Origin of the sequence: Paenibacillus sp. CF384 (genome assembly GCF_900106745.1) — a bacterium.
Lineage (GTDB): Bacteria > Bacillota > Bacilli > Paenibacillales > Paenibacillaceae > Paenibacillus_Z.
Window position 1 is genome coordinate 134,564 of sequence record NZ_FNNV01000005.1, and the last position, 15,470, is coordinate 150,033.

The window sequence follows — 15,470 nt, forward strand, 5'->3', positions numbered from 1 at the left end:
CTTATAGGAGTTGGATGGATCTGATCTTCGCGTTCATTTCTTTGCCGGCTTTGATTACGTTATCGCTTTCTGACACCTCGGGAACCGCAACGTTCCACCAGGACTCATAACCGCCTGTGTTCGTGCCCGGCACAACCGGAATCTCGATGAGCGTCGTCACGGTCTCTTGCTTCGCCAGCTGCAGCGCTTCCTTCAATTCTTGCGGGTTAGTCGCCTTGTAGGCTTTCGCACCAAGACTGCGCGCATGTGCCGCGAAGTCGATTGGCATGTACGTTCCGGTCAGCTTACCGGACTCCGCCGAGCGGAAACGGAACTCGTTCCCGAAGCCATCGCTGCCTTGGCTCCTCTGCAAATTGTGGATGCACTGGAACCCGTGGTTGTCGAACAGCAGTACGGTAATTTTGCGACCTTCCTGCAGGCTCGTCACCAGCTCAGAGTGAAGCATGAGATACCCGCCGTCTCCCACAATCGCATAGACTTCGCGGTGCGGTTCAGCCAGCGCGACGCCGAATGCGCCGGCGATCTCGTACCCCATGCAGGAGAAGCCATATTCCATATGGTAGGTTTTCGGTTCTGTCGGACGCCAAACCCGGTGAAGATCGCCAGGCAGACTTCCCGCCGCGCATACGATAACCGAATTCGATGCGATCGTCTCCTGAATGACCCCGAGTGCCCGGGTCTGAGCCAAACCAAGCTCATGCTCCATCGCAAAAAGTCGATCGACCTCGTCATCCCACACTTGCTTGATCGTCTTAACTTCCTGTAGATCATGTTCGCTTCGGTAGCGAATATCCTCGAGTGCAGCTTGCAGCGCGATAAGACCTTCTTTGGCATCCGCCGTAATGGCTACCCCGTTCAGCTTGGAGGAATCGAATCCGCTGACGTTCACGTTAATGAATTGCACATCCGGATGACCGAAGGCGGATTTGGAAGCCGTCGTGAAATCGGAATACCGCGTGCCAACGCCGATGATGAGATCGGCTTCTTGCGCGATCTTGTTTGCGGCCAGAGCGCCTGTAACTCCTATCGCGCCTACGTTTAGCGGGTGGTTCCAAGATAACGAGCTCTTCCCTGCTTGTGTTTCGGCAACCGGGATATGGTAAGCCTCGGCGAATGCAGCAAGTTCACTCGATGCAGAAGAGTACAATACCCCGCCCCCGGCGATAATCAGCGGCTTCTTCTTGCCTGCCATGAGCTTCACCGCGCGCTTAATCGCATCCGGCACCGGTGGACGACGATCCAAATAATGCACCTTTCGGTCAAAGAAATGGATCGGATAATCATAGGCTTCCGCCTGTACATCCTGTGGCAGAGCCAGCGTCACCGCGCCGGTCTCAGCCGGATCGGTCAATACGCGCATCGCCTGCACCGCAGCCGTCATCAATTGCTCCGGTCTCACGATGCGATCCCAATACTTGCTGACCGATTTAAACGGCTCATTGGCGGAAATGGTGTAATCGCTTACAACTTCAAGTTGTTGCAGCACCGGATCCGGCTGTCTGCTGGCGAAATTATCACCCGGCAGCAGCAGTACCGGGATGCGGTTTACGGTTGCCGTCGCGGCCGCCGTAATCATATTCAAAGCCCCTGGTCCGATTGAGGACGTGCAGGCATAAATCTGTTTGCGATTGCTTTGCTTCGCGAATGCAGCGGCGGCATGAACCATGCCCTGCTCATTCTTGCCTTGTATGTAAACCAGTTCACCTGCGCTGTGCTCCAAGGCTTCCCCAATCCCGGTTACGTTGCCATGACCGAAGATACCCATAACGCCCTTAACGAACTTCGTTTCCTCGCCGTCCACCGAGATGTATTGCTGATCCAGAAATCGCAGCAGCGCTTGCGACATCGTAAGCCGAACTGTATTCATTATGCTTGACTCCTCCTTAGATTAAGTAGGTTAAGCGCTATACCTTGTGGCATAAAAATAACGCTCTTCTTACTATTCCACAGTAGATTAAGCGCTTAACTTATTTTACGAAAAAAGATTGCAAATCTCAATAGCTGTTTTTGGCGAATCCTGTCATTTGGCCCCTAACCAATTACAACCCTTCGATCACTTGTACCTTGAGGCTTCGTTTCATGAAGTCAAAGATAAATTCAATAACGGTGTTATCCTGCTCGATGTTCATAGTCGCTTTCGTCGAAGACCCGCTCCGCGGATATTCGTCAATCGAATACGTTTGCGATAACGTTCCGTAAGGTGCAACGGCATAGGTGTAAGTACCCTTGAACGGCATAACAAAGGCGCGCCGGTAGATGCCATTGCCGATGTAGTACATTCGCGTTGTTTCGCTATTGGAGTCATGACTGAACGCGCCTACATGATGCTGGAAGCTTCCGTACAAGATGACGCGAGCCGGAAGTTTGATTCCTGTCTCGGGATCATAGCTGTCGTCCGCCCCATAGGAGGTGTTCGGCAGCGGATTGCCTGCTCTGTGCCTAAGATTCTGTTCGGCTTGCCACAGCGATCTGATCTTCTCTTCCTGTCCGAATCCGAGCGGACAGCCTTCGCCAGCTTGATTCGCCTGATAGCAATTCGACAGTTCTTCACCGGCGCTGCCGGTCGGCATTGGAACATGATAACTGCCGAGCGTTCTTCGAATCGGCATCTGCAAATACGCGTTGACATTGTTTACAGCCGTCCATTTGAAGGCGTATTCAAGAAAACGGTTGCGACTCTCATCATCCTGCGATGCGAACCAAGCAATCTGATCGTAGCCCCACCATTCCGTCCATGCTCTGCGTTCATTAGGGATGTTGGCCTGCTCATCGAAGAATTTGCCGCCCCAATTATCAAGCTCCATCAGCATCGGTAACGAATCGCAGCTCCAGCCGCTTGGCGTCATGCCGCCTTCACTGAAGCCTTCTTGCACCAGCGCGAGCTTGTCGCACGGTACGTCTAGAATCGGCATCCGGGAGTATGGCATGGAATGAAAATCAAACAGAAGCTTGCCCTCAATGTTCACGCCATGCGTATGTGCATCAAGCAGTACAATGCCTCGTCTAGCGTGTTCGCTTGCATAGTCCCGTATCATTTGAAATAAGGCGATCGTCTTCTTGAGCCCGAAGTCTTCAGCAGTGTACAGGTGAATCTGCCCCATATGAATCGCTTCATAGCCCGCATCGATATAGTTAACCGCCCGGTAATAGAACCAGAACTGTGTCTCAAGCTTGTTCATGTTGGGAATCCCGCCGCCATCGTCCCAGACGAAGCCTTGCGGGTTCTCGTCAAACAGCATATCCGCGATACGGAAATTGCGATCCTCGGCCGGTAACTGGAAGGCTTTGAACACCCAATCCGGAATCTTGATCTTCTCGACATCCGGGAATACAGCTTCGAAGATGCAGGTTTGCAGCATAATGTCCGGGTCCACTTCGTGTACACGCTCAGCAAGCGTCTTAGACTTCCGGAAATGCTCACCGTCATCCGCTTCCAGCAGCCACACGCCCGAAGCGCGTCCCAGAAACTTTGCCCCGATGTTCTTGATCATCCTTAAATCATCACTTAACGTTTCGCTGTTGACCAAATCTGCGGCCGTAACCGCCCTGGACAGAAAGCCCTCCAGAACATCCCGGCTGATACAACCGTTACCCATCGAATGATTCATGTCTACCTCCGTGATCATTGATATTCATCGTATAAAGTGATTCATGATCGCCTTCATTCCCTCTATCAGAAAAAGCATCTAAATCATTTCTGGTATCGATACCAGAAATGCATATTACTAATTTACCATCATTTCTGAATAATGGAATAACTTTTTGAAAATTTACACTTTTTTATTGTTTGGGCACAACAATAGAGCGATACCAGAGGCCTCCCTTTTCCTTTCTAGTATCACTCTCATTCTATTGATTTATTTTAACGGTGCAGTTTGATCAAACATCGTCCTGCTCTCTTCCGGCACATGAATAATATCTTGTACCTTGTACATGTTTGAATCCGGGTCTTTCACGATATCCAGCAGTAGAATCTCATCTTCCATCCTTAGAAAGCTATACGTTCGAAGCTCGGCTCCGGTCGCGGAGAAGTCCTTTAATTGACTCATATCAACCTCTGACAAGGTTCCCTTCATGGCATCCGACAAGTAGACATTCAACTGCTGCAAGTCCTGATGATCGATTGCCTGCTTCACGAGTATAGCTACATGTTCCGGAGAATCTGGCTGAACGAACTTGGGGGATGAACATCCCATAATAAACATTAATCCTGCTAGCACAGTGAGCTTCTTTGCTGTCATGCTGCTTCTCCTAACCAATTATTATTGTTCAAGTAGCATTTATTCCTTCCATTCATCTTGCAGCAGTTCAATAATTTCTTCTTGTTCTTTGCCAGCCATCTCGTGGATGCGAACGGCTAATGTAGGAAGCTTCCACGCCTCCAGTTCAGCTGCATCGACGCCACTTAAAGCTATGTATTCATCGCGATAAACCTCGTGAAACAGCTTCCGTCCCTCACGCAGCCAGCTAGGCGCATCCGGTGGTAAAGAGCTCGATGCCAGCATCATCAAGGTTCGGCTCACATCCGCGGCCTTGTCGCCAATTAGGACATTCATCCAGTCGATGATGACGGGGCCGTCGTCTGCCATGAGAATGTTACCCGGGTGAAAATCATAGTGGCATAATGCCTGCCCGTCCGGTAATTGCCGAAGCACAGCAATAATGTGATCCCTCTGACGATCCGAAATTTCAGCGGCCGCCATCGTATGTTTCAGCAGCTCCTCCTTCAGATTCGGTGTAAAATCAACCTTCCGTTCATGAAGCTGAAATTGGAGCTCCGCCAACATTTTCGCATAGTGGGTAACGCTCTCTCTATTGGGCTCAATCCTGCTCATCATGGAAGGCGCGTTGATTCGCTCATAGACGATGCCGGAGCGGCCTTCATACTCCATAAGTCCGCCGAACCGCGGCGTCCGTATCGCTAAACGAGCAATGATTGCCGCATTCTTCGCTTCCTTCGGTGCTTCATGGGCATGATGAAACAATTTAATCACCTCATGCTCGCCCCACTCATAGACATCTGCTGTATTACCTCTTCCAACCTGTTTGCCTATTTTCATTTTGGCGCACCTCACTAAGACATCGTAATTGGTATTGTATCCCATATCATGAAGCAGTGGCGATAAATTTCTTCCAAAGAAAAAGCCGCATCGGCATAAGAGTGTCTCTCTTAGCGCAATGCGGCACATAATGATGATCTTCAGCTAAACCTCGCTCACTTTCACTTCGTATGACCTAAGCTCACAATTGCCGGTGTGAAAGTTATAGTATTCTTCATTTGATTGTTCATGGAAATAAGAATGAATGACCCTGCAAATTCCGCCATGAGAGACCAGCAATACATGCTGGCCTTTATACTTCTCTATGATTTCATCCAATACATTATAAACGCGTTGCGCCACCTGCAATACGGATTCTCCACCTGATAGCTTGCTCGGAAAATGTTTCTTGGCCTCAAGGAAACCAGCGTCATCACGCATAACTCCCTCGTATTTGCCATAATTCTGCTCCCTCAGTCTATCATCCACGACATAAGCTACTCCTAGCGCATCAGAGAGAATCTCAGCAGTATGTCTTGCTCTAATGAGCGGAGATGAAAGAATGAGATCGATCTTCACTTCTCCCATGCTAGCGGCTAACGTTCTTGCTTGCTCTATGCCTCGACTCGTCAAGGCAATGTCTGAGATTCCACAGATGCGGCGCGCTACATTCCACTCGGTTTGACCGTGCCTCACAGCGAATATGTTCATAGGCATCCTCGTTTCCTGTTGAATATTACTAGTTACCCCTGCGGATACACGTACTTCGTAGCCGACACAGTCACATTGGCTGAGATGGAGCCTTCCGCAGGAACGGATATTGTTCCTTTGGCCGCATAGGTGTCGCCGTTGAAGTCAAAATATTGGCCGAAGCTGTACGTTCCCGGCGGCAGGGAGAGCTCGAATTTCCCATTATTCAGAACAACGTCGCAAATGTAGCTGTTACGGTCGTTATAGATGTTCAACTGGCCGGAACGATTGACGGAGGCATTCTCGAAACTAGCGGTTCCGGTCACATTCGGCTTCTGCAGTTGGAGCGTTGCGCTCTCAAACTGGCCATTCTGCACACGAATCGGCTTGTTCAGTACACTGGTCGTGCGATAAGTCCTAGCACTTACAATATTATAGTTACCATCAGGTAATTCCGCATAAGCTGTGCGTCCTTCCCAGTTTACCCAGCGATCCAGGTCGTATCTGCCTTCCGCGGACTGAATAAAGATGGTGCCGCTCTCAACCGGCACTCCCTGTGCATCCATGATGCGCAGCTCCGGAATTACCGGCTGTTTATCCTGAACAACTAACCATTTGGTCGTGCCGCGAGAAACAGCCATTTTGTAGGGAGTATCATGAAACCGATTTTCTTTGTAGGGATCAGCACCTGCCTTGAGCAGCAGTTGCGCAATTGGGTAGCTGGACCACTGCACAGCTGTATACAAGGAGCTATCGAGTCCCGGATCAGCGCCGTGCGCGAGCAGCGTCTGAACGATCTCTGCCTTCGGATATTGATTCACATAGTTACTCCCATTACTGGAACGGCCGATTACGCCTGAAGCGGATTCCAAATAGGAGTAACCATCGCGGTTTGTTTTATTCGCGTCATAGCCATGCGACAATAGCAAGTCTAGCAGATCAGCATTTTGGTTCAATATCGCCTCCGAAACCAAGTCCCGCGATGACAACTTGACATCTGCGCCATGCTCCAGCAGCGCTCGCGTCCCCTCCGTACTGCTCTTCATCACCGCATACTCAATCGGAACATTATCCCCAAACATGTTGACCAGCTTCAAATTCGGGTCAACGCCTCGATCCAGCATCCGCTCGATCGTCACTGCATCGCCACTCATGGCTGCTTCAAACAACGTACGCTGAAAGACTTTCAGATCGGCCTCACTATACCCGATAACAACCTTCTTCTGCTTGGTATCGTAGTTCACGTTCTTCCCGCTCACGATCGCAACCAGCCTTGCCGAGACGTAAATACGTCCATTTAGAATAATCGGCGCCTGGCTTAAACGAATGTTCTGATTGGATGTTTGGAGCATTGTAGTATTCAAACGAATAGTCCATTTCGTCGATCCCCGCGTCATATCGATTCTTCCCAGCTGTACCGCCGCCTTGACGCCAAGCGCATCCAATATCGACTTCATCGGCAGCAATAAGCTGCCTTTATACATAAGCGGAGCTGCTGATAATTGCAGCGGCTTACCGTCAATGACCACCGTAATAGTCGGCGCTGCACTCTTCTGTGCTGCCGGTGCTGCTGATGCTGCTGATGCGCTGACCGGTGCTTGTATTACGGCCGCTAGAAGGAATATCGTTGTCCACACCAGGGTAAGCACCGACAACCTTCCGGCTTGATTCTGTCTACTCATTCTCCATTCATCCCCTTAAAATGATGTCACCTTATATCCCATAATTCGACACTAACCGTCCATTCCCTTCCATAAACAATCCAATCCTTGCCATTTATACGCACCGTTTCTGGGCGCCCGCATAGCATGTGAACATACTTATTTCTTCTGCGCGGCAGGCTGCCCCCGGCGTGTAGTGCAGAAAGTCTATGGAGGGGTTTTCTTGAAAAGAAACATGATGAGACTTTCGTTCATTGTAATCAGCTTAGCGCTGCTGCTGGCAGGCTGCGGTGGGAAGAAGTCGGAACCGACCAAGGTTCGAATCGGCGAAGTCACACGTTCTATCTTCTATGCACCGCAATATGTCGCGATTACGAATGGATTCTTCAAAGATGAAGGTCTGGACGTAGAATTGACCACGACGCCTGGCGGAGATAAAACGATGACGGCACTGCTCAGCAACAACATTGACGTGGCACTGGTAGGGTCCGAGACATCCATTTATGTCTCGCTGCAAGGCTCGGAAGATCCGGTCATTAATTTCGCCCAATTAACGCAAACCGACGGGACCTTCCTTATTTCCCGCTCCAAGGTCGACAATTTCGATTGGAACATGCTGAAAGGGTCCAAATTCCTCGGGCAGCGCAAAGGCGGCATGCCGCAAATGGCCGGTGAATTTACGCTCAAGAAACACGGCATCAACCCTCAGAATGATCTGGAACTCATTCAAAATGTGGAATTTGCCAACATCGTTCCTGCCTTCACATCGGGCACGGGCGACTATGTTCAGCTCTTCGAGCCATCGGCTACCATGATTGAGCAGCAAGGCAAAGGATATGTGGTTGCTTCATTCGGAACGGAGAGCGGTCATCTGCCTTATACCGTGTTCATGACCAAACAAAGCTACCTCGATGACAATCCGGGTACCGTACAGAAGTTCACGAATGCCGTCCATAAAGGACAAAAGTGGGTGCAAGAGCATAGTGTAAATGAAATCGCTGATGCTGTTGCTCCATTCTTCCCGGACACAGACATTGAGCTGATCCGCGGCGTTGTGAAACGGTACAAAGATCAAGGCTCCTATGCTACTGATCCAATCATCGACGAAACCGAGTGGGCGAATTTGCAGGATGTGATGAAATCGGCCGGCGAACTGGATGGTCCTGCGGAATTCGGCAAGCTGGTAAACAATACGTTTGCAGAGAAAGCGATCAAGAATGTGAAGTAACGAGCACTTGAAGGACTTGAAGGATGGCCGCCAGCGTGCGGCCTCTTCAAGCGTATGGAAGGAGTGACCGCTTTGATTCCTGTTGTGGAAGTAAAAGATGTTACGCATGTGTACGTCAATGAGAAGGGTGCAACGCTGGCTCTGGATCAGATTGAATTAACGGTCAGAAGCGGTGAATTCGTCTCCCTCGTCGGCCCAAGCGGCTGCGGCAAAACAACGCTGCTCTCCATCATCGCGGGCTTAATTCTGCCAACCGAAGGAGAGGTCTCCATACTCGGGCAGCCCGTTACCGGTCCGACGTCGAAGATCGGTTATATGCTGCAGCAGGACTTTCTGTTTCCGTGGCGGACGATTCGCGAGAATGTGACGATTGGTCTGGAAATCATGGGTAAGCTCACTCGCGAGAAGAAGGAGTTCGCGCTTCATCTGCTCGATGAGCTGGGGCTTGGCGGGTCAGCTGGCAAGTATCCCGGAGAGTTGTCTGGCGGTATGCGGCAGCGTGCAGCGCTTGCGCGTACGCTGGCTACCGAACCGGATATTTTATTTCTGGATGAACCGTTCTCGTCACTGGATTTTCAAACGAAGCTGCAGCTCGAGAACTTGATCTCCCACACCCTTAAAGCTCGCCGTAAAACTTCGCTGCTCGTTACCCACGATATTGCCGAGGCCATCGCGATGAGCGACAGGGTGATTGTGCTAGCGCCTAACCCGGGACGAATTAAGAGCGAAATCACCATCCCGGAGTATTTGGCGGAGATGACGCCTATTGCCGCGCGTGAGCAAGACGGGTTTCAGGAGTGGTTTCGTATGGTGCGGAAGGAGTTCGAATCGACAGAGAGAAGGAGATGAACACACCTATGGGGAACGACAAGTTTGGGAAAGAACCGTCTGAGGCGGAACTGTCTGGAACAGTGCAGTCTGGAACAGAACAACACAAAGAACCGCGGAGCAATGTCGATCCGCAGCTCATCTATAAGGCCTTCAAACAAGCAAGAAATAAAGAAAAGCTTGTTGTTCATATTACGCAAGTATTGCTGCTTGCCCTCTTCCTCGGCTCCTGGGAGTATGCGGGGAGAACGAGGTTAATCGACGTCTTCTTGTTCAGTTATCCCAGCAAAATCTTCAATCTGCTGTACACAAAAGCAATGGACGGCTCGCTGCTGCCTCATATCGGGGTTACGGTAGCGGAAACAGCGGCAGGTTTTGCACTTGGTACGTTATGCGGCTTGTTGATTGCAACGATTATTTGGTGGAGTCCTTTTCTGGCACGCGTACTTGATCCGTATCTTGTCGTGCTTAACTCCTTACCCAAGGTAGCGCTCGGTCCTCTGTTCATCGTGGCGCTTGGCTCCGGCATCCTCTCCATCATCGCAACGATACTCTCGATTACCGTCATCATCACCACGCTTGTCATCTATAACGCCTTCCAGGAGGTCGACGCCAACTATGTGAAAGTCGTGAACGTATTCGGCGCGACCAAAACGCAATCGTACAGCAAAGTTATTCTGCCCGCTTCCTTCCCCGCTATCGTATCGACGCTTAAAGTGAATGTCGGCTTGGCTTGGGTCGGGGTTATTGTAGGCGAATTCCTGGTAGCCAAGGAAGGGCTGGGCTATTTAATTATTTACGGTTTTCAAGTGTTTAACTTTACACTCGTTCTCGCGAGCTTGTTTATCATTGCGGCTTTCGCAACGTTCATGTACCAAATTGTAGCGGCCATTGAGTCTAGAATTAGAAAGAGAAGGCGATAAGGAGACAGTGTGCGCGAGGGCTACCGTTCCGACGCAGCCGCGATATGTCTGAGTTTATCGGGATTGACGACGATATAGAACGATGAGATTTGGCCATCCGCAATCTCAAAGGAATGCACGTTATTCGGCTGTCCATCGCCATCGTATCCGACAATGCCGGTTTCTCCGTTTACCTCGGACAAGACGTAGGTATAATCTTGCGGCAGCTTAGCAAGCAGACCGAAGAAGTATGCCGCGATACGCTCGGCGCCCAGAATGGGACGAATCGCCGCTTTCACCTTCCCGCCGCCATCCGAGTAGAGAACCGCATCTGCACGAACAACGCTTAGCAATTGCCCCATATTTCCGGACATGATGGCTTGCACGAACTGCTCCACGATTGTTGATGTTTTCTCGACGGCCGGCGGCTTTAATGGCTGTTGCTGCTCGATTGGTGTAGTTTGCAGCGATGACTTCAGCGCATCATCCTGCTCCGGTATTTGACTGATGGCCAGCTTGGCTCGGCGGAAAATTTGGCGGCAATTCGTGCTGCTCTTGCCCACGATCTCTGCAATCTCGTCATACTCGTACTGCAGCACTTCGCGGAGTAGAAATACGGCACGCTCCACCCAAGACAGCTGCTGCAGCAGGAGCAAGTATGCTGTAGATATGGACTCTTTCTGTAGATAGCGGTCATCCGGCTCTGCGAACGAACGTGCTGCATCCGGGACAAGCGGCTCCGGCAGCCAGGTTCCAACGTAGACTTCCCGCTGCTTTCGAGAGGAACGCAGTAGATCGATGCAGCGGTTCGTGACGATTTTGCACAAATACGCCTTCATACTGGTGATGTGCTCCGGCCTCTTCACATTTACATAGATAAAAGCCTCCTGCACCACATCTTCCGCATCCATTACGCTGCCGAGCATCCGGTAAGCTAATGAAAACAAGAGCGGCCGATAGGAGATATAATCCTCTACAGACGACGATGCTCCTTTGCTTGATTCCGGTTCCGTGTTCATGTTCATCGTTGCACACCTCCGTGTCGTTACCTTGCCGCTGCCAAGCTTGGTGAATGCTTTGCGACAGCTTCCGCAGCCCTGACGGCACTTGCCGCCGATGCGTCAGCAAGCAATTCGCCATGACCGGCCCAGTCTCCTGCGACATATAAGCCATGAATTTCAGGAACGGACGGCCCCATGTTCTTGAACTTCTGACCGGTACGCGGATAACCGTGCGTTACCGTGATATTCGGCAGAAACTGCTTTGCGAGAACTTCGTCCTGCCAGCCCGGCTGCAGCCAGTTCATCGTTTGCAGCAGCAGCTGCTCATCCGCCTTCGGATCGTTCTCGCCGGGACCGTTATATTTGATCAAATGGACCACGACCGCACCGTTGTCGCTCATCGTGGCATGAGCGGAATGATTGGAGAAGAAGATCGGCTGATCGAGGCCAAGCGCGAATTCATGCTCTGGGACCGGGAGCTTCTTCAGTCCAATATCCAGGCAGGCCGCCATAGAAGGGGTCGCTTCTGTTTTCCATTGCTTTAATACCGTCGCATCGGCTCCGGGTACAAGCTTATACGTTTCCGAAGGGGAGGCCGTACTAATCACATTTGCTGTGGAAATCGATAGGCCATCTCCCAGTTCGAGACCTGTAACCTTGCCTTCCCTATGAGTGATTTCTTTTACCGATTTGCTGGCCTCGATGTGCACGCCTGCCTGCTGAGCTTTGACTCGCAATTGATCTACGATGGTCTGCCAGCCTTTATTGAGATAGACGACTCCCTTGAGCGAACGCTGAATTTGCCCTAGAGCAGGTGCAGCAAGCTGATGATCCGGATCAAACGCATACGTCGCCGTCCGGCACAGCGCATAGAAAACATGCCTTACCATCGGATCTTGCACCTCGCGCTCCGCCCATTCCCGAATGCTCGATGCAGGAATGTTGGCTGCGTTGATTCGAGTTAACTTGACCATTAGACGCATCAGCTGCATCTTGCTTGACCATGTGAGCAGCTTCGTCTTCAGCATGCCAAGCGGATCTGCTCCCATAGGGACGAGCTGATTGTTCCAGATTACATTCATTTTGGTGGACGGCTTAGCGCCTTCCGCTCGAATGCCAAGTTCTTGCAGGATACTATTCGCACGACCGGCTTTATACAGCGCATGCCCGCCTAAGTTGAGATACACACCATTGTTGTGGTTCGTCATCGCACGTCCGCCGAGTCGATTCGACTTCTCCAGCAGCAGGACGGAGCGGCCGCTCTGCGCCACCTTTATCGCTGCAATCAAACCCGCCAACCCGCCGCCGATCACCGCTGTATCATAGTTTGTTTTCATTATTGTCACCCTCCCCGAATGCTTTCATAAGTTAAGGCGTTGGAGGAGGGGGGTTTGTGACAGATGTGGTGAAAATTTAGATTTTCTGGTCATGTAGCCTTCTAGGTGGGCTTCTTTTGTGGTTTCCGTTGATTTTATGCGCATGTAGACTTCTAGATGGGCTTCTTTTGCGGTTTCCGATGATTTTATTCTCATGTAGACTTCTAGGTGGGCTTCTTTTGCGTTTACCGATGATTTTATGCGCATGTGGACTTCTGGGTGGGCTTCTTTTCCGGTTTCCGTTGATTTTATGCGCATGTAGACTTCTGGGTGGGCTACTTTTGTGTTTTCCGATGATTTTATTCTCATGTAGACTTCTAGGTGGGCTTCTTTTGCGGTTTCCGATGATTTTATGCGCATGTGGACTTCTGGGTGGGCTTCTTTTGCGGTTTCCGTTGATTTTATGCGCATGTAGACTTCTGTGTTGGCTACTTTTGTGTTTTCCGATGATTTTATTCTCATGTAGACTTCTAGGTGGGCTTCTTTTGCGGTTTCCGATGATTTTATGCGCATGTGGACTTCTGGGTGGGCTTCTTTTGCGGTTTCCGATTATGTGTGGCCTCTTGTGCTACTCTTTCTCTCATATGGCTACTTTTCCAGTGATGTGTTGCTCCCAGGACCGCTCTTTCTCTCATCTAGCTACTTTTCCAGGGATGTGTTGCTTCCAGGACCACTCTTTCTCTCATTTGGCATCTATTCCAGCAATGTGTTGCTCCCAGAACCACTCTTTCTCTCATTTGGCTTCTATTCCAGCAATGTGTTGCTCCCAGAACCACTCTTTCTCTCATTTGACTACTTTTCCAGTGAAGTGTTGCTTCCAGGACCACTCTTCCTCTCATTTGACTACTATTTCAGCGATGTGTTGCTCCTAGAACCACTCTATCTCTCATTTGACTACTATTTCAGCGATGTGTAGTTCCCAGGACCACTCTTCCTCTCATTTAGCTACTTTCCCAGAGATGTGTTGCTCCCTTCCACAAATTCGGCTACATCCCCAGTAATGTGTTGCTCTCTGAGCCACTCTTCCTCTCATTTGATTACTTTCGAGCGATGTATTGCCTCCCAACAGCAACACACACACAATAAAAAAGAGCTGCACAAGGCCCACGGCCCGTGCAACTCTATCAACTCAACCTTTACTCGCCCCAACGCCAGCCGAACGGGTACTGCGCGGACAGTGTCAGCGGCAGTCGGCCTGTTGGCGTGAATTCGCCGAGCAGTGCGCCCGCGGCGGATTCCAGCGCGAGTGGACGGCATTCGTATACGGCGATGAACGCCGATACGTCCGGGTACACGAGCAGATCGAGCGGGTTGCGGACAGATACCGCAACCGTGCGATCGCCCGCTTCCGCGAGCAGCCGCGCAGCGAGCTCGCGCTCGTTCGCGTGCTTCGCCGCGTCGTAGCTCACGAACACGATCTGCTCGAACGCCGCAAGATCCTGCAGCGCATCGGCAGCTCCGACGCGGCGCTCCGTCACATGCGGCATGCGCGCCGCGAGTCGGCCCCCAAGTGTACCGTCGTCGGTCAGCAGCTCGTCTGCTTCCGACACGGTCACGATCTCGGGCCAGAGCACGAGCGTCTTCGCCTCGCGCCGCAGCGGCAGCAAGCCGCGATCGTTCTTCACGAGCGTCGCAGAAGCCTCGCTCCAGTGGCGCGCTGCAGCCTGCTGGTCCGGCGTATTCAGCGCCGGTTCGACCTCCGCCCATGGCGCAAGCGCCTCGCCCACCGCGCGCTTCGCCTTCAAGCGCATGACGCGCGCCAGCGAAGCATCGATGCGCGCCTCGCTCAGCTCGCCGTTCTCTACCGCGGCAACGACCGCTTCAATCGCAGTCCGCTGCTTCGCTGCCGTGTGGCAGATCAGCACCATATCCGCGCCTGCTTGCAGCGCCATAACAGCACCGCGCTCCGGACCGTAGAACTTGTCGATGGCGTTCATCTCCAAGCAGTCCGTTACGATGACGCCTTCATAACCGAGCTCGCCGCGCAGCAAACCCGTCAATACAGGCTGCGACAAGGTCGAAGGCACGCCCGACGGGTCTAGCGCAGGCAAACAAACATGTGCCGTCATGATCATATCCGTCTCGCCGGCTGCCATCTTGAAGGGCACCAGTTCAATCGCATCAAGCCGCTCCCGATCATGCGTCAACACAGGCAAATCGCGATGCGAGTCAACGCTCGTATCTCCATGTCCCGGAAAATGTTTCACGGTCGCCGAGACACGCGAGCGCTGATAACCGCGAACGGCCGCCAACCCAAGCTCGCCGACAACCTCCGGCCGATCGCTGTAGGAACGAACGTTAATAACCGGATTGTCCGGGTTATTGTTCACGTCGATGCAAGGCGCATAGTTCAAATTAATGCCGAGTGCGCGAAGCTGCTCGCCGCACATGGCCGCCGACTCGAACACGCCTCCGGCAGAACCTGCAGCGCCAAGCGCCATATTGCCCGGCATCAACGTGACACCTTTCACTAGCCGCGACACCATGCCGCCTTCTTGATCCACCGCAATAAACATCGGCGATCTCCCCGATCGCTCTGCCGAAGCCATTAAACCTGCCGACAGGGCATGCACCTGTTTCGCATCTACGATATTACGCGTAAAATAGATAATGCCGCCAACGCCGTAGTCCCCAATCAGCGCTTCGATCTCGGCAGACGGCTCATGACCGTGGAATCCAAACACAAATAACTGCCCGATTTTCTCCCGCAAACTAAACTGTCCCCACGCAACTTGCTCTCCCATG

General features: G+C 51.7%; 13 protein-coding genes. 3 read left to right on the plus strand and 10 right to left on the minus strand.

Features of this window, described 5'->3' with window-relative positions; translation table 11 throughout:
- Position 1 precedes the first annotated feature (1 nt).
- The 6 genes from iolD to BLW29_RS11100 all read right to left on the minus strand — a co-directional run bounded on the left by iolD (position 2) and on the right by BLW29_RS11100 (position 7,411).
- Complete coding sequence (gene iolD, locus BLW29_RS11075; protein ID WP_090979371.1) at positions 2 to 1,867, minus strand: 3D-(3,5/4)-trihydroxycyclohexane-1,2-dione acylhydrolase (decyclizing); 1,866 nt, start codon at positions 1,865 to 1,867, stop codon at positions 2 to 4.
- A gap of 172 nt (positions 1,868 to 2,039) precedes the next feature.
- The gene (locus BLW29_RS11080; protein ID WP_090979372.1) at positions 2,040 to 3,608 is read right to left on the minus strand and encodes a hypothetical protein; all 1,569 of its coding nucleotides are present in this window, start codon (positions 3,606 to 3,608) and stop codon (positions 2,040 to 2,042) included.
- Positions 3,609 to 3,857: 249 nt separating this feature from the next.
- Positions 3,858 to 4,241: a hypothetical protein gene (locus tag BLW29_RS11085; RefSeq protein ID WP_090979374.1), complete on the minus strand. Its 384-nt coding sequence runs from the start codon at positions 4,239 to 4,241 to the stop codon at positions 3,858 to 3,860.
- A gap of 39 nt (positions 4,242 to 4,280) precedes the next feature.
- Positions 4,281 to 5,060, minus strand: a complete 780-nt coding sequence (locus BLW29_RS11090; protein ID WP_090979375.1) for a phosphotransferase family protein — start codon at positions 5,058 to 5,060, stop codon at positions 4,281 to 4,283.
- A gap of 144 nt (positions 5,061 to 5,204) precedes the next feature.
- A complete protein-coding gene (locus tag BLW29_RS11095; protein WP_090979377.1) occupies positions 5,205 to 5,750 on the minus strand; it encodes a histidine phosphatase family protein in 546 nt (181 codons plus the stop codon).
- Positions 5,751 to 5,782: 32 nt separating this feature from the next.
- Positions 5,783 to 7,411, minus strand: a complete 1,629-nt coding sequence (locus BLW29_RS11100; RefSeq protein ID WP_090979379.1) for a stalk domain-containing protein — start codon at positions 7,409 to 7,411, stop codon at positions 5,783 to 5,785.
- 214 nt (positions 7,412 to 7,625) lie between these two features.
- Between BLW29_RS11100 and BLW29_RS11105 the strand changes: the two genes are divergently transcribed.
- The 3 genes from BLW29_RS11105 to BLW29_RS11115 all read left to right on the plus strand — a co-directional run bounded on the left by BLW29_RS11105 (position 7,626) and on the right by BLW29_RS11115 (position 10,369).
- Positions 7,626 to 8,618: an ABC transporter substrate-binding protein gene (locus BLW29_RS11105; RefSeq protein WP_090979661.1), complete on the plus strand. Its 993-nt coding sequence runs from the start codon at positions 7,626 to 7,628 to the stop codon at positions 8,616 to 8,618.
- Positions 8,619 to 8,690: 72 nt separating this feature from the next.
- Positions 8,691 to 9,467 carry an ABC transporter ATP-binding protein gene (locus BLW29_RS11110; protein ID WP_177186583.1) on the plus strand — a complete coding sequence of 259 codons (777 nt, stop codon included), beginning with the start codon at positions 8,691 to 8,693 and terminating at the stop codon, positions 9,465 to 9,467.
- An 8-nt stretch (positions 9,468 to 9,475) separates the two neighbouring features.
- Positions 9,476 to 10,369, plus strand: coding sequence for an ABC transporter permease (locus tag BLW29_RS11115; protein WP_090979383.1), 894 nt, complete (start codon positions 9,476 to 9,478; stop codon positions 10,367 to 10,369).
- A gap of 20 nt (positions 10,370 to 10,389) precedes the next feature.
- Here the strand turns inward: BLW29_RS11115 and BLW29_RS11120 are convergent, their stop codons facing one another.
- From BLW29_RS11120 to BLW29_RS11135, 4 genes are all read right to left on the minus strand, one after another.
- Positions 10,390 to 11,373: an RNA polymerase sigma-70 factor gene (locus BLW29_RS11120; protein ID WP_256208529.1), complete on the minus strand. Its 984-nt coding sequence runs from the start codon at positions 11,371 to 11,373 to the stop codon at positions 10,390 to 10,392.
- A 20-nt stretch (positions 11,374 to 11,393) separates the two neighbouring features.
- Positions 11,394 to 12,686: a phytoene desaturase family protein gene (locus tag BLW29_RS11125; protein WP_177186584.1), complete on the minus strand. Its 1,293-nt coding sequence runs from the start codon at positions 12,684 to 12,686 to the stop codon at positions 11,394 to 11,396.
- A 24-nt stretch (positions 12,687 to 12,710) separates the two neighbouring features.
- Positions 12,711 to 13,238: a hypothetical protein gene (locus tag BLW29_RS11130; RefSeq protein WP_090979386.1), complete on the minus strand. Its 528-nt coding sequence runs from the start codon at positions 13,236 to 13,238 to the stop codon at positions 12,711 to 12,713.
- Between the two features lie 623 nt (positions 13,239 to 13,861).
- Positions 13,862 to 15,469: a glycoside hydrolase family 3 protein gene (locus tag BLW29_RS11135; protein ID WP_090979388.1), complete on the minus strand. Its 1,608-nt coding sequence runs from the start codon at positions 15,467 to 15,469 to the stop codon at positions 13,862 to 13,864.
- Position 15,470 lies beyond the last annotated feature (1 nt).